12 protein-coding genes are annotated in these 14,332 nt (G+C 58.6%); 9 read left to right on the top strand and 3 right to left on the bottom strand.

The window, feature by feature from the left end; all coding sequences use genetic code 11:
- Positions 1-30: 30 nt before the first annotated feature.
- The 5 genes from glpE (at position 31) to AC06G5_RS27645 (ending at position 6,910) form a co-directional block, all read left to right on the top strand.
- Positions 31-360 carry a thiosulfate sulfurtransferase GlpE gene (gene glpE, locus AC06G5_RS27625; RefSeq protein ID WP_413424162.1) on the top strand — a complete coding sequence of 110 codons (330 nt, stop codon included), beginning with the start codon at positions 31-33 and terminating at the stop codon, positions 358-360.
- A 297-nt stretch (positions 361-657) separates the two neighbouring features.
- The gene (locus AC06G5_RS27630; protein ID WP_008051612.1) at positions 658-2,580 is read left to right on the top strand and encodes a PrkA family serine protein kinase; all 1,923 of its coding nucleotides are present in this window, start codon (positions 658-660) and stop codon (positions 2,578-2,580) included.
- Between the two features lie 206 nt (positions 2,581-2,786).
- A complete protein-coding gene (locus tag AC06G5_RS27635) occupies positions 2,787-4,058 on the top strand; it encodes a YeaH/YhbH family protein (protein ID WP_413424160.1) in 1,272 nt (423 codons plus the stop codon).
- Complete coding sequence (locus AC06G5_RS27640) at positions 4,055-5,617, top strand: SpoVR family protein (RefSeq protein ID WP_480458599.1); 1,563 nt, start codon at positions 4,055-4,057, stop codon at positions 5,615-5,617. Before AC06G5_RS27635 ends, AC06G5_RS27640 begins: the two co-directional genes overlap by 4 nt.
- 63 nt (positions 5,618-5,680) lie before the next feature.
- Complete coding sequence (locus AC06G5_RS27645) at positions 5,681-6,910, top strand: multifunctional CCA addition/repair protein (RefSeq protein WP_413424156.1); 1,230 nt, start codon at positions 5,681-5,683, stop codon at positions 6,908-6,910.
- Positions 6,911-6,991: 81 nt separating this feature from the next.
- On the opposite strand, the gene folK is transcribed toward AC06G5_RS27645, so the two are convergent.
- Both folK and folB read right to left on the bottom strand, forming a co-directional pair.
- Positions 6,992-7,510 carry a 2-amino-4-hydroxy-6-hydroxymethyldihydropteridine diphosphokinase gene (gene folK / locus AC06G5_RS27650; RefSeq protein ID WP_413424154.1) on the bottom strand — a complete coding sequence of 173 codons (519 nt, stop codon included), beginning with the start codon at positions 7,508-7,510 and terminating at the stop codon, positions 6,992-6,994.
- The gene (folB, locus tag AC06G5_RS27655; protein WP_008017405.1) at positions 7,501-7,857 is read right to left on the bottom strand and encodes a dihydroneopterin aldolase; all 357 of its coding nucleotides are present in this window, start codon (positions 7,855-7,857) and stop codon (positions 7,501-7,503) included. The genes folK and folB overlap by 10 nt, the downstream gene beginning before the upstream one ends.
- Positions 7,858-7,931: 74 nt before the next feature.
- Here folB and plsY point away from each other — a divergent pair, with 74 nt between their 5' ends.
- Positions 7,932-8,501, top strand: a complete 570-nt coding sequence (gene plsY, locus AC06G5_RS27660) for a glycerol-3-phosphate 1-O-acyltransferase PlsY (RefSeq protein ID WP_007993197.1) — start codon at positions 7,932-7,934, stop codon at positions 8,499-8,501.
- 23 nt (positions 8,502-8,524) lie between these two features.
- Here plsY and tsaD read toward each other — a convergent pair whose 3' ends face one another.
- Positions 8,525-9,550, bottom strand: coding sequence for a tRNA (adenosine(37)-N6)-threonylcarbamoyltransferase complex transferase subunit TsaD (tsaD, locus tag AC06G5_RS27665; protein ID WP_008017404.1), 1,026 nt, complete (start codon positions 9,548-9,550; stop codon positions 8,525-8,527).
- Positions 9,551-9,749: 199 nt separating this feature from the next.
- Here tsaD and rpsU point away from each other — a divergent pair, with 199 nt between their 5' ends.
- The 3 genes from rpsU to rpoD all read left to right on the top strand — a co-directional run bounded on the left by rpsU (position 9,750) and on the right by rpoD (position 14,328).
- Positions 9,750-9,965, top strand: a complete 216-nt coding sequence (rpsU, locus tag AC06G5_RS27670) for a 30S ribosomal protein S21 (RefSeq protein WP_002551877.1) — start codon at positions 9,750-9,752, stop codon at positions 9,963-9,965.
- Between the two features lie 480 nt (positions 9,966-10,445).
- Positions 10,446-12,413: a DNA primase gene (dnaG, locus tag AC06G5_RS27675; RefSeq protein ID WP_480458600.1), complete on the top strand. Its 1,968-nt coding sequence runs from the start codon at positions 10,446-10,448 to the stop codon at positions 12,411-12,413.
- A 67-nt stretch (positions 12,414-12,480) separates the two neighbouring features.
- Positions 12,481-14,328, top strand: a complete 1,848-nt coding sequence (gene rpoD, locus AC06G5_RS27680; RefSeq protein WP_413424149.1) for an RNA polymerase sigma factor RpoD — start codon at positions 12,481-12,483, stop codon at positions 14,326-14,328.
- The last annotated feature ends 4 nt before the right edge of the window (positions 14,329-14,332 follow it).

A 14,332-nucleotide genomic window follows, 5' to 3' on the forward strand; every position in this document is an offset into this window, starting at 1 on the left:
GCCCATTCTGCCGAGCCACAGGAGCCCGCCATGAGCGAATTCAAACGTATCCCCCCCGAACAGGCTCAGGCCCTGCGCGAACAAGGCGCAGTAGTGGTCGACGTCCGCGACCCGGCCACTTTTGCCGCCCTGCACATCGCAGGCTCGAAGCATCTGGACAATCATTCCCTGCACGCTTTCATCCAGGGCGCCGACCTCGATGCACCGACCGTAGTGGTCTGCTACCACGGCAATTCCAGCCAGGGCGCGGCCGCCTACCTGATCAGCCAAGGCTTCTCCGACGTCTACAGCATGGACGGCGGATTCGAGTTGTGGCGTACGACCTTTCCTGCGGAAACGGCGCAAGGCACCTCCGAATAATTTTTTTGTAACGTTGCAGGCCCCGGCTCCCGCGGGCTAGCGCGGTGGCAGACGAACGGTCTGCCACAACTAATTACGTATCTTGCCTTTACCTCCCGAATTCCCAACTATCCTTAAGCCCAGGCCATCCAAAACAGGGGAGAGCCGGTACACCGGCGCACGGGTCATCGGGAGTAGCTTTCGGAGTAGTCAGCTCCGGGAGAGTTCTGGGGGGTAAACAGCAATCGCCTGTTCGGTTGCTGCCAGCATCGACTGAGTGATCCGGCGTCGGCTCCACGTATCGAGCGAGGTGACGTCATGAGTATCTTTAGCCACTTCCAACAACGCTTCGAGTCCACACGCCAGGAAGAACTCTCTCTGCAAGAGTATCTTGAGCTGTGCAAAAAGGACCGCAGCGCCTACGTTTCCGCCGCCGAGCGTCTACTGCTGGCCATCGGTGAACCGGAACTGCTCGACACCTCGACCAACTCGAGACTGTCACGCATCTTCTCCAACAAGGTGATACGCCGTTATCCGGCCTTTGAAGACTTCCACGGGATGGAAGAATGCATCGACCAGATCGTGTCGTATTTCCGCCATGCCGCTCAGGGCCTGGAAGAGAAGAAACAGATCCTGTACCTGCTCGGCCCTGTCGGTGGCGGTAAATCCTCCCTGGCCGAAAAGCTCAAGCAACTAATGGAAAAAGTGCCCTTTTATGCGATCAAGGGCTCGCCGGTTTTCGAGTCCCCCCTGGGTCTGTTCAACTCCACTGAAGATGGAGCGATCCTCGAGGAAGACTTTGGCATTCCACGGCGCTACCTCAACACCATCATGTCGCCATGGGCGACCAAGCGCCTGGCCGAGTTCGGTGGCGACATCAGTCAGTTCCGCGTGGTGAAACTCTACCCGTCGATCCTCAACCAGATCGCCGTGGCCAAGACCGAACCTGGCGATGAAAACAACCAGGACATCTCGGCACTGGTGGGCAAGGTCGATATCCGCAAACTGGAAGAATTCCCGCAAAACGACGCCGACGCCTACAGCTATTCGGGCGCACTGTGCCGGTCCAACCAGGGCCTGATGGAATTCGTCGAAATGTTCAAGGCGCCGATCAAGGTGCTGCACCCATTGCTGACCGCCACTCAGGAAGGCAACTACAACAGTACCGAAGGTCTGGGAGCGATTCCGTTTACCGGGATCCTGCTGGCCCACTCGAACGAATCGGAATGGCACACCTTCCGTAACAACAAGAACAACGAAGCCTTCATCGACCGGATCTACATCGTCAAAGTGCCGTACTGCCTGCGGGTCAGCGACGAAGTGAAGATCTACGACAAGCTCTTGTTCAACAGCTCGCTGGCCAAGGCCCATTGCGCGCCCGACACCCTGAAGATGCTGGCCCAGTTCACCGTGCTCTCGCGCCTCAAGGAGCCGGAAAACTCCAACATCTACTCGAAGATGCGCGTGTACGACGGCGAGAACCTCAAGGACACCGATCCGAAGGCCAAGTCGATCCAGGAATACCGCGACAATGCGGGTGTCGACGAAGGCATGAACGGCCTATCGACCCGTTTCGCGTTCAAGATCCTGTCGAAGGTGTTCAACTTCGATCCACACGAAATCGCCGCCAACCCGGTGCATCTGCTCTACGTACTGGAACAACAGATCGAACAGGAACAGTTCCAGGCGGAAACCCGCGAACGCTACCTGCGCTTCCTCAAGGAGTACCTGGCACCGCGCTATATCGAATTCATCGGCAAGGAGATCCAGACTGCCTACCTCGAGTCCTACAGCGAGTACGGCCAGAATATCTTCGATCGTTATGTGCTGTACGCCGACTTCTGGATCCAGGACCAGGAATACCGCGACCCGGAAACCGGAGAAATCCTCAACCGCGTAGCCTTGAACGAAGAACTGGAGAAAATCGAAAAACCGGCTGGCATCAGCAATCCGAAGGACTTCCGCAACGAAATCGTCAACTTCGTCCTGCGTGCCCGGGCCAACAACAATGGCAAGAATCCGACCTGGCTCAGCTACGAAAAACTGCGGGTGGTCATCGAGAAGAAAATGTTCTCCAACACCGAAGACCTGCTACCGGTCATCAGTTTCAACGCCAAGGCCAGCAAGGAGGACCAGCAAAAACACAACGACTTCGTCACACGGATGGTCGAGCGGGGCTACACCGACAAACAGGTACGACTGCTGTCCGAGTGGTACCTGCGGGTCAGAAAATCACAATAACCCGCTGCCGGTCAGACCGGTTGTCGTCAGCCAGAGACCTGTGTGCGCTTTTTCTGATACACAGGCCTCTGGAAGGTGTTCGAAAGTCGGTAGCGAGTTCAGGCAGCATCCAAGGCGCTTGGGGGAGCGTTCAAATATCCCTCGGCTTCTCGGTTCGATGCTGTATCACCGCTCGCCCCTTTCAGGACAGCTTCTAAGGAGCAGTCATGAGCTATGTGATCGACCGACGTCTCAATGGCAAGAACAAGAGCACGGTGAACCGCCAGCGGTTTCTGCGGCGCTACCGTGATCACATTAAAAAGGCTGTCGAAGAGGCGGTCAGCCGGCGCTCCATTACCGATATGGAACACGGCGAACAAATCAGCATTCCCGGCCGCGACATCGACGAACCGGTACTTCACCACGGTCGCGGCGGCAAGCAGACGATCGTGCACCCGGGCAACAAGGAGTTCACCAGCGGCGAGCATATCGCCCGTCCACCGGGAGGCGGTGGTGGTCGAGGCCCTGGCAAGGCGGGCAATTCCGGTGAAGGGATGGACGAGTTCGTCTTCCAGATCACCCAGGAAGAGTTCCTCGAGTTCATGTTCGAGGATCTCGAACTGCCAAACCTGGTCAAGCGCAACCTGACCGGCACCGATACCTTCAAGACCGTACGTGCCGGGATCAGCAACGAGGGCAACCCGTCGCGGATCAACATCATCCGCACCCTGCGTTCAGCCCACGCCCGGCGTATCGCCCTGTCCGGCAGCAGCCGGGCAAAACTGCGCGAAGCCAAGGAAGAACTCCTGCGACTCAAGCAGGAAGAACCGGACAACTTCGGCGATATTCAGGAAATAGAAGCCGAAATCGAAAAACTCAGCGCACGCATTCACCGCGTACCGTTTCTCGACACATTCGACCTCAAGTACAACTTGCTCATCAAGCAACCGAACCCCAGCTCCAAGGCCGTGATGTTCTGCCTGATGGACGTGTCCGGCTCGATGACCCAGGCGACCAAGGACATCGCCAAACGCTTCTTTATCCTGCTGTACCTGTTCCTCAAGCGTAACTACGAAAAGATCGACGTCGTGTTCATCCGCCATCACACCAGCGCCCGCGAAGTGGATGAAGAGGAGTTTTTCTACTCCCGGGAAACCGGTGGCACCATCGTCTCCAGCGCCTTGAAGCTGATGCAGGAGATCATGGCCGAGCGTTATCCGAGCAACGAGTGGAACATCTACGCCGCCCAGGCCTCCGACGGCGACAACTGGAACGACGACTCTCCGATCTGCCGCGACATTCTGATCAACCAGATCATGCCATTCGTGCAGTACTACACTTACGTTGAGATCACCCCTCGCGAACACCAGGCCCTGTGGTTCGAATACGAGCGCATAGCCGAAGCCTTTTCCGACACGTTTGCCCAGCAACAACTGGTCTCGGCCGGCGATATCTATCCGGTCTTCCGTGAACTCTTCCAGCGCAGGTTAGTGACATGACCGCCAAAGAGCAGAAGCGCCAACCCATTTCCACCGGCTCCGAATGGACGTTCGAGCTGATTCAGGCGTATGACCGCGAAATCAGTCGTATTGCGGCCGGCTACGCCCTCGATACGTACCCTAACCAGATCGAAGTAATCACCGCCGAGCAGATGATGGACGCCTATGCCTCCGTCGGTATGCCGCTGGGTTATCACCACTGGTCCTACGGCAAACATTTCCTCAGTACTGAAAAATCCTACACTCGCGGCCAGATGGGTCTGGCGTACGAGATCGTGATCAACTCCGACCCGTGCATCGCCTACCTGATGGAGGAAAACACCATCTGCATGCAGGCGCTGGTGGTGGCCCATGCCTGCTACGGCCACAACAGCTTTTTCAAAGGCAATTACCTGTTCCGCACCTGGACCGACGCCAGCTCGATTATCGACTACCTGGTGTTTGCCAAGCAGTACATCATGCAATGCGAAGAACGCCACGGTATCGACGCAGTCGAGGACTTGCTCGACTCCTGCCATGCGCTGATGAACTATGGTGTCGACCGCTACAAACGCCCGTATCCGATCTCCGCGGAAGAAGAGCGCCGCCGGCAAAAGGACCGGGAAGAGCATTTGCAGAAACAGATCAACGATCTGTGGCGAACCATTCCCAAGGGCGCGGACAAGTTCAGCGACAAGGACAGCGCACGCTTTCCCGCCGAACCTCAGGAAAACATCCTGTACTTCATCGAAAAACATGCGCCGCTGCTGGAGCCATGGCAGCGGGAAATCGTGCGCATCGTGCGCAAGATCGCCCAGTATTTTTATCCACAGCGTCAAACCCAGGTGATGAACGAGGGCTGGGCCACGTTCTGGCATTACACCCTGATGAACGACCTGTACGACGAGGGCCTGGTCACCGACGGTTTCATGATGGAGTTCCTGACGTCCCACACCAGCGTAGTGTTCCAGCCGGGCTTCGATAGCCCCTACTACAGTGGTATCAATCCGTACGCACTGGGTTTTGCCATGTACCGCGACATCCGGCGCATGTGCGAACACCCTACGGAAGAGGATCGCCGCTGGTTCCCGGAAATTGCCGGCTCCGACTGGCTGTCGACCATCAAGTTCGCCATGAGCAGCTTCAAGGATGAGAGCTTCATCCTGCAGTACCTGTCACCCAAGGTGATCCGTGACCTGAAGCTGTTCAGCATTCTCGATGACGACCAGAAGGACGACCTGCTGGTACCCGCCATTCACGACGAAGGCGGCTACCGCATCATCCGGGAAACCCTCGCAGCGCAGTACAACCTGGGCAATCGAGAACCCAACGTGCAGATCTACAGCATTGACCGGCGCGGTGACCGCTCTCTGACCCTGCGTCACCAGCAACACGACCGCAAACCGCTGGGAGACTCCACCGAGGAAGTGCTCAAGCATCTGCACCGCCTGTGGGGCTTCGACATTCACCTGGAGACCCTGCAAGGAGACCAGGTGATGAAAACCCATCATGTTCCACCCAGAAGCGAGCACAGCGACGGCGATTACGGCCGCCTGGACCTGGCTGTCATTCATCTTTGATACTGTTCCGGCCTCCGAAAGCCCGACGCAACGGTTATCCTGTCGAGCTAACGGAGGTTTTTTATGCGGATCTATAAAGTCGGCGGCGCGGTACGCGATCGCTTGCTGGGCAAACCGGTCACCGACATCGACTGGGTCGTGGTCGGCGCCACCACCGAAGAAATGCTCGCCAAGGGTTTCCGCCCGGTAGGTGCGGATTTCCCGGTATTTCTTCATCCCAAAAGCGGTGAGGAATACGCCCTCGCCCGCACCGAGCGCAAAAGCGGACGAGGCTACGGCGGGTTCACTTTTCACGCCAGCCCTGAAGTCACCCTCGAAGAAGACCTGATCCGTCGCGACCTGACCATTAACGCCATGGCCGAAGACGATCAGCAGAACCTGACCGACCCCTACCACGGCCAGCGCGATCTCGAAGCACGCCTGCTTCGCCATGTTTCCCCGGCATTTGCCGAAGATCCGCTCCGGGTCCTGCGTGTTGCCCGCTTTGCGGCGCGCTATGCGGCGCTGGGCTTTACCGTCGCCCCGGAAACCCTGGAACTGATGCGCCAACTCAGCGCGTCAGGCGAGCTTGAGGCGCTGACCCCGGAGCGCAGCTGGAAGGAAATTTCCCGCGCCCTGATGGAAGATCAGCCACAGGTGTTTGTTGAGGTTTTGCGCGCATGCGACGCCCTCAAGGTACTGATGCCAGAGGTCGACGCGCTGTTTGGCGTACCGCAACCACCAGCCCACCACCCGGAAATCGATACAGGCGCACATACCCTGAGCGTTTTGCAGCAGGCCGCAATACACAAACAGCCACTGACCGTGCGCTGGGCCTGCCTGCTGCACGACCTGGGCAAGGGCCTGACGCTGGAGGAGGAGTGGCCGCAACACATTGCCCACGAGTTCAAGGGCCTGAAGCTGATCAAAGCGGTCAATGAACGTTTCAAGGTGCCCAGAGACTGCCAGGAACTGGCCCTGCTGGTGGGCGAGTATCACACCCACGGGCATCGCGCCCTTGAACTGAAGCCATCGACATTGCTGGAATTGCTGCAAAGCTTCGACGTTTACCGTCGGCCACAGCGGTTCGAGGAGTTCATCGCGGCATGCGAGATGGATGCGCGTGGGCGCAAAGGGCTGGAAGAAAGAAGTTATCCACAGGCGGATTATTTGCGCGGCGCGGCAACCGCTGCCCGCAGCGTGGCGGTTCAGCCGTTGCTGGAGAAAGGCTTCAAGGGACCGGAACTGGGGGAGGCGATCAAGCGCGAGCGACTGAAAGCGCTGAAGGCCTACAAGGAAGCGGCGTCAGCTTGAAAAAATCGCGATCAGGCTCGCTCATACAGGGATTGCATCGCACCTGTAGGAGCGAGCCTGCTCGCGAAGGCGTCAGTCAAATCACAACAAATTCAAAGGTGTCAGTTGCTCACCGCGCCATTCGAAAGCCACTGGCGCCAGCACCTGATCGATCTGCGATTCAGCCCACAACGTGGCGAAACTTTTGCCTACGCCCGGGTGCACGCGATCCGGCGCTATCAATGACAGCGGCCACAGAACAAAAGCATTTTTCAGAATTTCTGCCCGCGGCAAGATCAAGCCATCGAAGTTGCCCGCCAGATCACCGAACAACAATACGTCGATATCCAGCGGCAAACCTCGGCGATCCGGTGCATATCGGCCGTTATCGGCCTCAATGAACTTCAACCGGCGATCCAGTTCCATGAGCGGCAGATCGGTATACGCCGACACCACGAAATTGAAGAACGGCCCGCTCTTGATACCCACCGGCTGACTTTCGAACACCGCCGAACAGCGGATATCGACAAGAAAGCCCGCCAATGCATCGAGCCCCGCCCGCAAATGGGTTTCACGCTCGATATTGCTACCGAGCCCTAGGTATACCTGAGTCAGCGACATCCGCGCTCGATCTCCACGCCCACACCGCCAGTGGCAGCCGGGATGGCGCCGGGCTTGGTCAGCTTCAGGCGCATCCAGGTGATCTTGAATTCGCTCATCAGCACTTCAACCAGACGCTCGGCAAAGGTCTCGACCAGCTGGAACTGCGCCTGCTCGGCAAATGCCTGGATGCGCGAGGAAACACTGGCGTAGTCGAGCGCCAAGGTCAGGTCATCACCGGCTGCGGCCGGGCGATTATCCCAGGCGAAGCTCAGATCAAGACGCAAGCACTGTCGGATGCCTCGTTCCCAGTCGTAGGCACCGATCACCGTGTCGACTTCCAGGCCCTCGATAAACACTCTGTCCAAGCACTTCTCTCCGCTACACGACAAGGGCGCAATGCGCCGTTAGAATCAGGGCTTCCTCGCCCGGAATAGTTAGCATGTTTTGGTTATTGGCGATCCTCGCCTACCTGCTCGGCTCTCTGTCCTTCGCCATTTTGCTCAGCCGCCTGACCGGTAACCCCGATCCGCGAATGAGTGGCTCGGGCAATGCCGGCGCCACCAACATGTTGCGCCTGGCCGGCAAGAAACTCGCCATCCTGACCCTGCTCGGCGACCTTTGCAAAGGCCTGCTGCCGGTACTGATTGCGCGTCTTGCGGGCCTTTCGCAGCAGGAGCAAGCCTGGATCGGCGTCTATGCCGTCATCGGCCATCTGTTTCCGTTGTACTTCCGCTTTCGCGGCGGCAAGGGTGTCGCAACCGCTGCCGGCATGTTACTGGGACTGTACCCGCCCGCAGCCCTTCTGGCGGTCTGCGCCTGGCTCTTGACGTTCTACCTGACCCGCACCAGCTCCCTGGCCGCCCTGATCGCCACGCCGCTGACCCTGCCTTTGCTGGCCTGGCAAGAACCGGCAGCCCTACTGCCCATGAGCACGCTCACCGGGCTGATCGTCTGGCGTCATCGCGGCAATCTACGCGACCTGTTTGCCGGGCGCGAACGGCATTTTTAGCTGCCGGACATGAGCGCCGCTCATCACAACGCCGACAATTGCTCCATCGGCCAACGCGCCTGGACGCTGATCGCCAGGCTCTCCTGCTGTCCGGCCTGCAGGCGCTGGCAGCCGGCAAAGGCGATCATTGCGCCATTATCGGTGCAGAACTGCGGACGGGCATAGAACACATCGCCCTTCATGTCGCCGAGCATTTTCTCCAGAGAAGTGCGCAACGCCTTGTTGGCACTGACGCCCCCCGCGATCACCAGGCGCTTCATGCCGGCGGCCTTCAGGGCACGCTTGCACTTGATGGTCAAAGTCTCCACCACGGCCTGCTGGAACGCCAGCGCGATGTCGCAACGGGCTTGTTCGCCGTCGTCCCCGGCGCTGACGCACTGCTGCCAGGTATTTAACGCAAAGGTTTTCAGGCCACTGAAGCTGAAATCAACGCCCGGGCGGTCGCACATCGGACGCGGGAAAACGAAACGTCCTGCAACGCCCTGCTCCGCAAGGCGAGCGATCTCCGGTCCGCCCGGATAATTGAGGCCCATCATCTTGGCCGTCTTGTCGAAAGCTTCACCGGCAGCGTCATCCAGGGTCTCGCCCAAGAGTGTGTACTGACCGATTCCGTCGACCTGAACCAGTTGCGTATGGCCACCTGAGACCAACAAAGCGACGAACGGAAATTCCGGCGGTTGCGACTCCAGCATCGGTGCCAGCAAGTGGCCTTCCATGTGATGCACGCCAAGGGCCGGAATGCCCCAGGCAAAGGCCAGCGCCTGGGCACAGGAAGCCCCTACCAGCAACGCGCCAACCAGGCCAGGACCAGCGGTGTAGGCGATCGCATCGATCTCGGTCGGCACGCAGTCGGCCTCGGCCAACACCTGACGAATCAAGGGCAGCATGCGTTTGACGTGATCGCGCGAAGCCAGCTCCGGCACCACACCGCCATAGGCGCGGTGCAGGTCGATCTGACTGAACAGCGCATCGGCCAGCAGGCCGCGTTCACTGTCGTAAAGTGCGACACCGGTTTCGTCGCAGGAGGTTTCTAATCCCAGTACTAGCATGGGTTTGCGCCTTGTTTAGGCTGAATTCGAAGGCGCGCATAATAGTCGTCGCGTGATGCCCCGACCAGCGGTTTTCGATCAGAGGCTTTGCATTCCGAGCGATGAGGGGTTAACATCCGCAACCCTTAAAAACCGACGTCTTCAAGTGCTCTTTTGCCGCGAGGATGTTGACCCCGGTAATGAATGAAGGTAGCTCTGGATGCCAGCCGTCAAAGTAAAAGAGAACGAACCCTTCGACGTAGCTCTGCGTCGTTTCAAGCGCTCCTGCGAAAAAGCCGGTGTACTGGCTGAAGTTCGTAGCCGCGAATTTTACGAGAAGCCAACTTCTGAGCGTAAGCGCAAAGCAGCAGCCGCTGTCAAGCGTCACGCCAAGAAAGTTCAGCGCGAACAGCGCCGCGCCGTTCGTCTGTACTAATACACAGACGATCGTAGCAAGCTTCTGCCAAGCCCGGCCCTCAGCCGGGCTTATGGCATTTGCGTAAAACGCTTGATGCTTCACTGTCAAAGCCGCAGACGCGACCGAGACAAATCTGCTTCACCGCGTCAGACCTGGCTCTTTTGCCAGCGGTGCACGTCTTTTCTGACGAGCCTTTCAAGGCTACTGACGAGCACACCCACTGATTCCTCTTACGACGATCAGCCCAAGGCACCTGCTTGCGTGCCAGATGATGAGCTATCCGGGGCCTATGATTGGCCACAGCGGATTCAGCGCAACACATTCAAACAGTCGAATACTGATTGGCATTAACGTCAGTGGATTTTCGGCAGATACACTTCCCGACAGCGATTACGCAGACGACACTGGTCGAGCGGCACACTTTGCGCGCCTCAAACAATGACCGCGTTCGGTCGCCGTACGTTTCGGGTTTCTTTCAGCGCAGATGACGAGAACGCCATGGCCGGGCTAATTCCCCAGAGCTTCATTGACGACCTTCTGAACCGCACCGACATCGTCGATGTGGTCAGCTCGCGCCTGCAACTGAAAAAAGCCGGCAAGAACCACACCGCCTGCTGCCCGTTCCACAAAGAAAAGACTCCGTCGTTCAGCGTCAGCCCCGACAAGCAGTTCTATTACTGCTTCGGCTGCGGCGCTGGCGGCAACGCCCTCGGCTTCATCATGGACCACGACAACCTGGATTTCGTCCAGGCCGTCGAAGAACTGGCCAAAGCCGCCGGCATGGAAATCCCCCGCGAAGAAAGCGGCCGGCCGCACAAACCGCGACAGCCGACCGACTCGCCGCTGTATCCGCTACTCAGCGCAGCTGCCGACTTTTATCGCCAGGCCCTGAAAAGCCACCCATCGCGCAAGGCCGCCGTGGATTACCTGAAAGGTCGCGGGTTGACCGGCGAAATCGCCCGGGACTTCGGTCTCGGCTTCGCTCCACCTGGCTGGGATAACCTGTTCAAGCACTTGAGCAGCGATACCCTGCAACAAAAAGCCATGATCGATGCCGGTCTGCTGATCGAAAACGCCGAAAGCGGTAAACGTTACGACCGCTTCCGTGACCGCGTAATGTTCCCGATCCGCGACAGTCGCGGGCGCGTCATCGCCTTTGGCGGCCGGGTATTGGGCGACGACAAGCCGAAGTACCTGAACTCCCCGGAAACCCCGGTTTTCCATAAAGGCCAGGAACTCTACGGCCTGTATGAAGCGCGCAAGACCAACCGCAACCTCGACGAGATCATCGTCGTCGAGGGTTACATGGACGTCATCGCCCTGGCCCAGCAAGGCCTGCGCAATGCCGTTGCGACCCTGGGCACCGCCACCAGCGAGGAACACCTCAAGCGGCTGTTTCGCGTCGTACCCAACGTGCTGTTCTGCTTCGATGGCGACCAGGCCGGTCGCAATGCTGCATGGCGGGCACTGGAGGCGACACTTTCGAGCTTGCAGGACGGTCGTCGTGCACGCTTTCTGTTCCTGCCCGAGGGCGAAGACCCGGACACCCTGGTCCGCTCCGAAGGCACCGATGCCTTCCGCGCACGCATCAACCAGCACGCGCAGCCTCTGGCCGATTACTTCTTCCAGCAACTGACAGAAGAAGCCGACCCACGCTCGCTTGAGGGCAAGGCCCACATGGCTACCCTCGCCGCGCCGTTGATCGACAAAGTCCCGGGCGCCAACCTGCGCACCTTGATGCGTCAGCGCCTGAGTGAAATCACCGGCCTGAGCGGTGAGGCGGTGAGCCAGCTGGCGCAAAGCGCCCCGCAAGAAGCACCGCCGGCCTACGACCCGGGCATCGATTACGACGCAATGCCCGATTACAGCGACTATCATCAGCCGCAGGCACAGGAAATGTATGTGCCGCAGCAGGAATGGACGCCGAAGAAACCCGGTGCAGGAGGCAAGAAATGGGACAAGAAACCGTGGGACAAGAATGGCAAACGGGGCGGTGATCGCGATCAACCTCGCGCGCCACGGATACCCGCCGCCGTAGAACCGCCGACCCTCGCCGCCTTGCGCACGCTGCTGCATCACCCGCAACTGGCCGAAAAAGTCGAGGATGCCGGGCACTTCGCCGCCGAGGATCACACCAACACGCAATTGCTGGTGGCGCTGCTCGAAGCCGTGCAGAAGAATCCCAAGCTAAACTCAATTCAACTGATTGCGCGTTGGCACGGCACAGAACAAGGCCGTTTGCTCAAGGCCCTGGCGGAAAAGGAATGGCTGATTGATGGAGATAACCTTGAACAACAGTTTTTCGACACCATTACTAGCTTGTCAGCCCGCCAACGCGAGCGAAATCTGGAGCAACTTCTGCGAAAAGCGCGTCAAAGCGAATTGACCAGCGAAGAGAAAAATCAACTGCGCGACCTCTTGAGTCGCAATGTTTCCGCATCAAACCCGACCTCAACTGGCGCGTGAGGTCATAGCTCAGGTATAATCCTCGGCTTGTTTTTTGCCCGCCAAGACCTTCAGTGGATAGGGTGTTATGTCCGGAAAAGCGCAACAGCAGTCTCGTATCAAAGAGTTGATCACACTTGGTCGTGAGCAGGGCTACCTGACTTACGCGGAGGTCAACGACCACCTGCCGGAGGATATTTCAGATCCGGAACAGGTGGAAGACATCATCCGCATGATCAATGACATGGGGATCAACGTATTCGAGGTTGCGCCAGATAAGGATTCCCTTATGCTGGCCGACGCCGATACCGACGAAGCCGCAGCCGAAGAGGCCGCTGCAGCGTTGGCTGCGGTCGAGACCGACATTGGTCGCACTACCGACCCGGTGCGCATGTACATGCGCGAAATGGGTACGGTGGAGCTCCTCACACGTGAAGGCGAAATCGAAATCGCCAAGCGTATTGAAGAGGGCATCCGTGAAGTGATGAGCGCAATCGCGCACTTCCCTGGCACGGTTGATCATATTCTCTCCGAGTACACCCGCGTCACCACCGAAGGTGGTCGCCTGTCCGACGTCCTGAGCGGTTATATCGACCCGGACGACGGCATTGCGCCGCCTGCGGCAGAAGTGCCGCCGCCGATTGACGCGAAAGCCGTCAAGGCGGATGACGATTCCGACGACGAAGACGGTGAAGCCTCGGATGACGAGGAAGAAGCCGAAAGCGGTCCGGATCCGATCATCGCCGCCCAGCGTTTTGGCGCCGTGGCCGATCAGATGGAAATCACCCGCAAGGCACTGAAAAAGCACGGTCGTCACAACAAGGCAGCGATTGCCGAGTTGCTGGCCCTGGCCGATCTGTTCATGCCGATCAAACTGGTGCCGAAGCAATTCGAAGCCCTGGTCGAGCGTGTTCGCAGTGCCCTGGATCGCCTGCGTCAGCAAGAGCGCGCAATCATGCAGCTCTGCGTTCGTGATGCGCGCATGCCGCGTGCGGACTTCCTGCGCCAGTTCCCGGGCAACGAAGTCGACGAAAGCTGGAGTGATGCCCTGGCCAAAGGCAAAGGCAAATACGCTGAAGCCATTGGCCGCCTGCAGCCGGACATCATCCGTTGCCAGCAGAAGCTGACCGCGCTGGAAACCGAAACCGGTTTGACCATCGCCGAAATCAAGGACATCAACCGTCGCATGTCGATCGGTGAGGCCAAGGCCCGCCGCGCGAAGAAAGAGATGGTTGAAGCCAACTTGCGTCTGGTGATCTCGATCGCCAAGAAGTACACCAACCGTGGCCTGCAGTTCCTCGATCTGATCCAGGAAGGCAACATTGGCTTGATGAAAGCGGTAGACAAGTTCGAATACCGTCGCGGCTACAAATTCTCGACTTATGCCACCTGGTGGATCCGTCAGGCGATCACTCGCTCGATCGCCGACCAGGCCCGCACCATCCGTATTCCGGTGCACATGATCGAGACGATCAACAAGCTCAACCGCATTTCCCGCCAGATGCTGCAGGAAATGGGTCGCGAACCGACCCCGGAAGAGCTGGGCGAACGCATGGAAATGCCTGAGGACAAGATCCGCAAGGTATTGAAGATCGCAAAAGAGCCGATCTCCATGGAAACCCCGATCGGTGATGACGAAGACTCCCATCTGGGTGACTTCATCGAAGACTCGACCATGCAGTCGCCAATCGATGTTGCAACCGTTGAGAGCCTCAAGGAAGCGACTCGCGAAGTGCTGTCCGGCCTCACTGCCCGTGAAGCCAAGGTACTGCGCATGCGTTTCGGTATCGACATGAATACCGACCACACTCTCGAAGAGGTTGGTAAACAGTTCGACGTGACCCGTGAGCGGATTCGTCAGATTGAAGCCAAGGCGTTGCGCAAGCTGCGCCACCCGACGAGAAGCGAGCATCTGCGCTCCTTCCTCGACGAGTGATACC

The organism is Pseudomonas sp. WT-JTC, from assembly GCF_056711565.1.

Coding starts and splice junctions, on each gene's coding strand:
- glpE (WP_413424162.1), top strand. CDS start 31: ATGAGCGAATTCAAACGTATCCCCCCCGAACAGGCTCAGGCCCTGCGC.
- AC06G5_RS27630 (WP_008051612.1), top strand. CDS start 658: ATGAGTATCTTTAGCCACTTCCAACAACGCTTCGAGTCCACACGCCAG.
- AC06G5_RS27635 (WP_413424160.1), top strand. CDS start 2,787: ATGAGCTATGTGATCGACCGACGTCTCAATGGCAAGAACAAGAGCACG.
- AC06G5_RS27640 (WP_480458599.1), top strand. CDS start 4,055: ATGACCGCCAAAGAGCAGAAGCGCCAACCCATTTCCACCGGCTCCGAA.
- AC06G5_RS27645 (WP_413424156.1), top strand. CDS start 5,681: ATGCGGATCTATAAAGTCGGCGGCGCGGTACGCGATCGCTTGCTGGGC.
- folK (WP_413424154.1), bottom strand. CDS start 7,510: ATGTCGCTGACTCAGGTATACCTAGGGCTCGGTAGCAATATCGAGCGT.
- plsY (WP_007993197.1), top strand. CDS start 7,932: ATGTTTTGGTTATTGGCGATCCTCGCCTACCTGCTCGGCTCTCTGTCC.
- tsaD (WP_008017404.1), bottom strand. CDS start 9,550: ATGCTAGTACTGGGATTAGAAACCTCCTGCGACGAAACCGGTGTCGCA.
- rpsU (WP_002551877.1), top strand. CDS start 9,750: ATGCCAGCCGTCAAAGTAAAAGAGAACGAACCCTTCGACGTAGCTCTG.
- dnaG (WP_480458600.1), top strand. CDS start 10,446: ATGGCCGGGCTAATTCCCCAGAGCTTCATTGACGACCTTCTGAACCGC.
- rpoD (WP_413424149.1), top strand. CDS start 12,481: ATGTCCGGAAAAGCGCAACAGCAGTCTCGTATCAAAGAGTTGATCACA.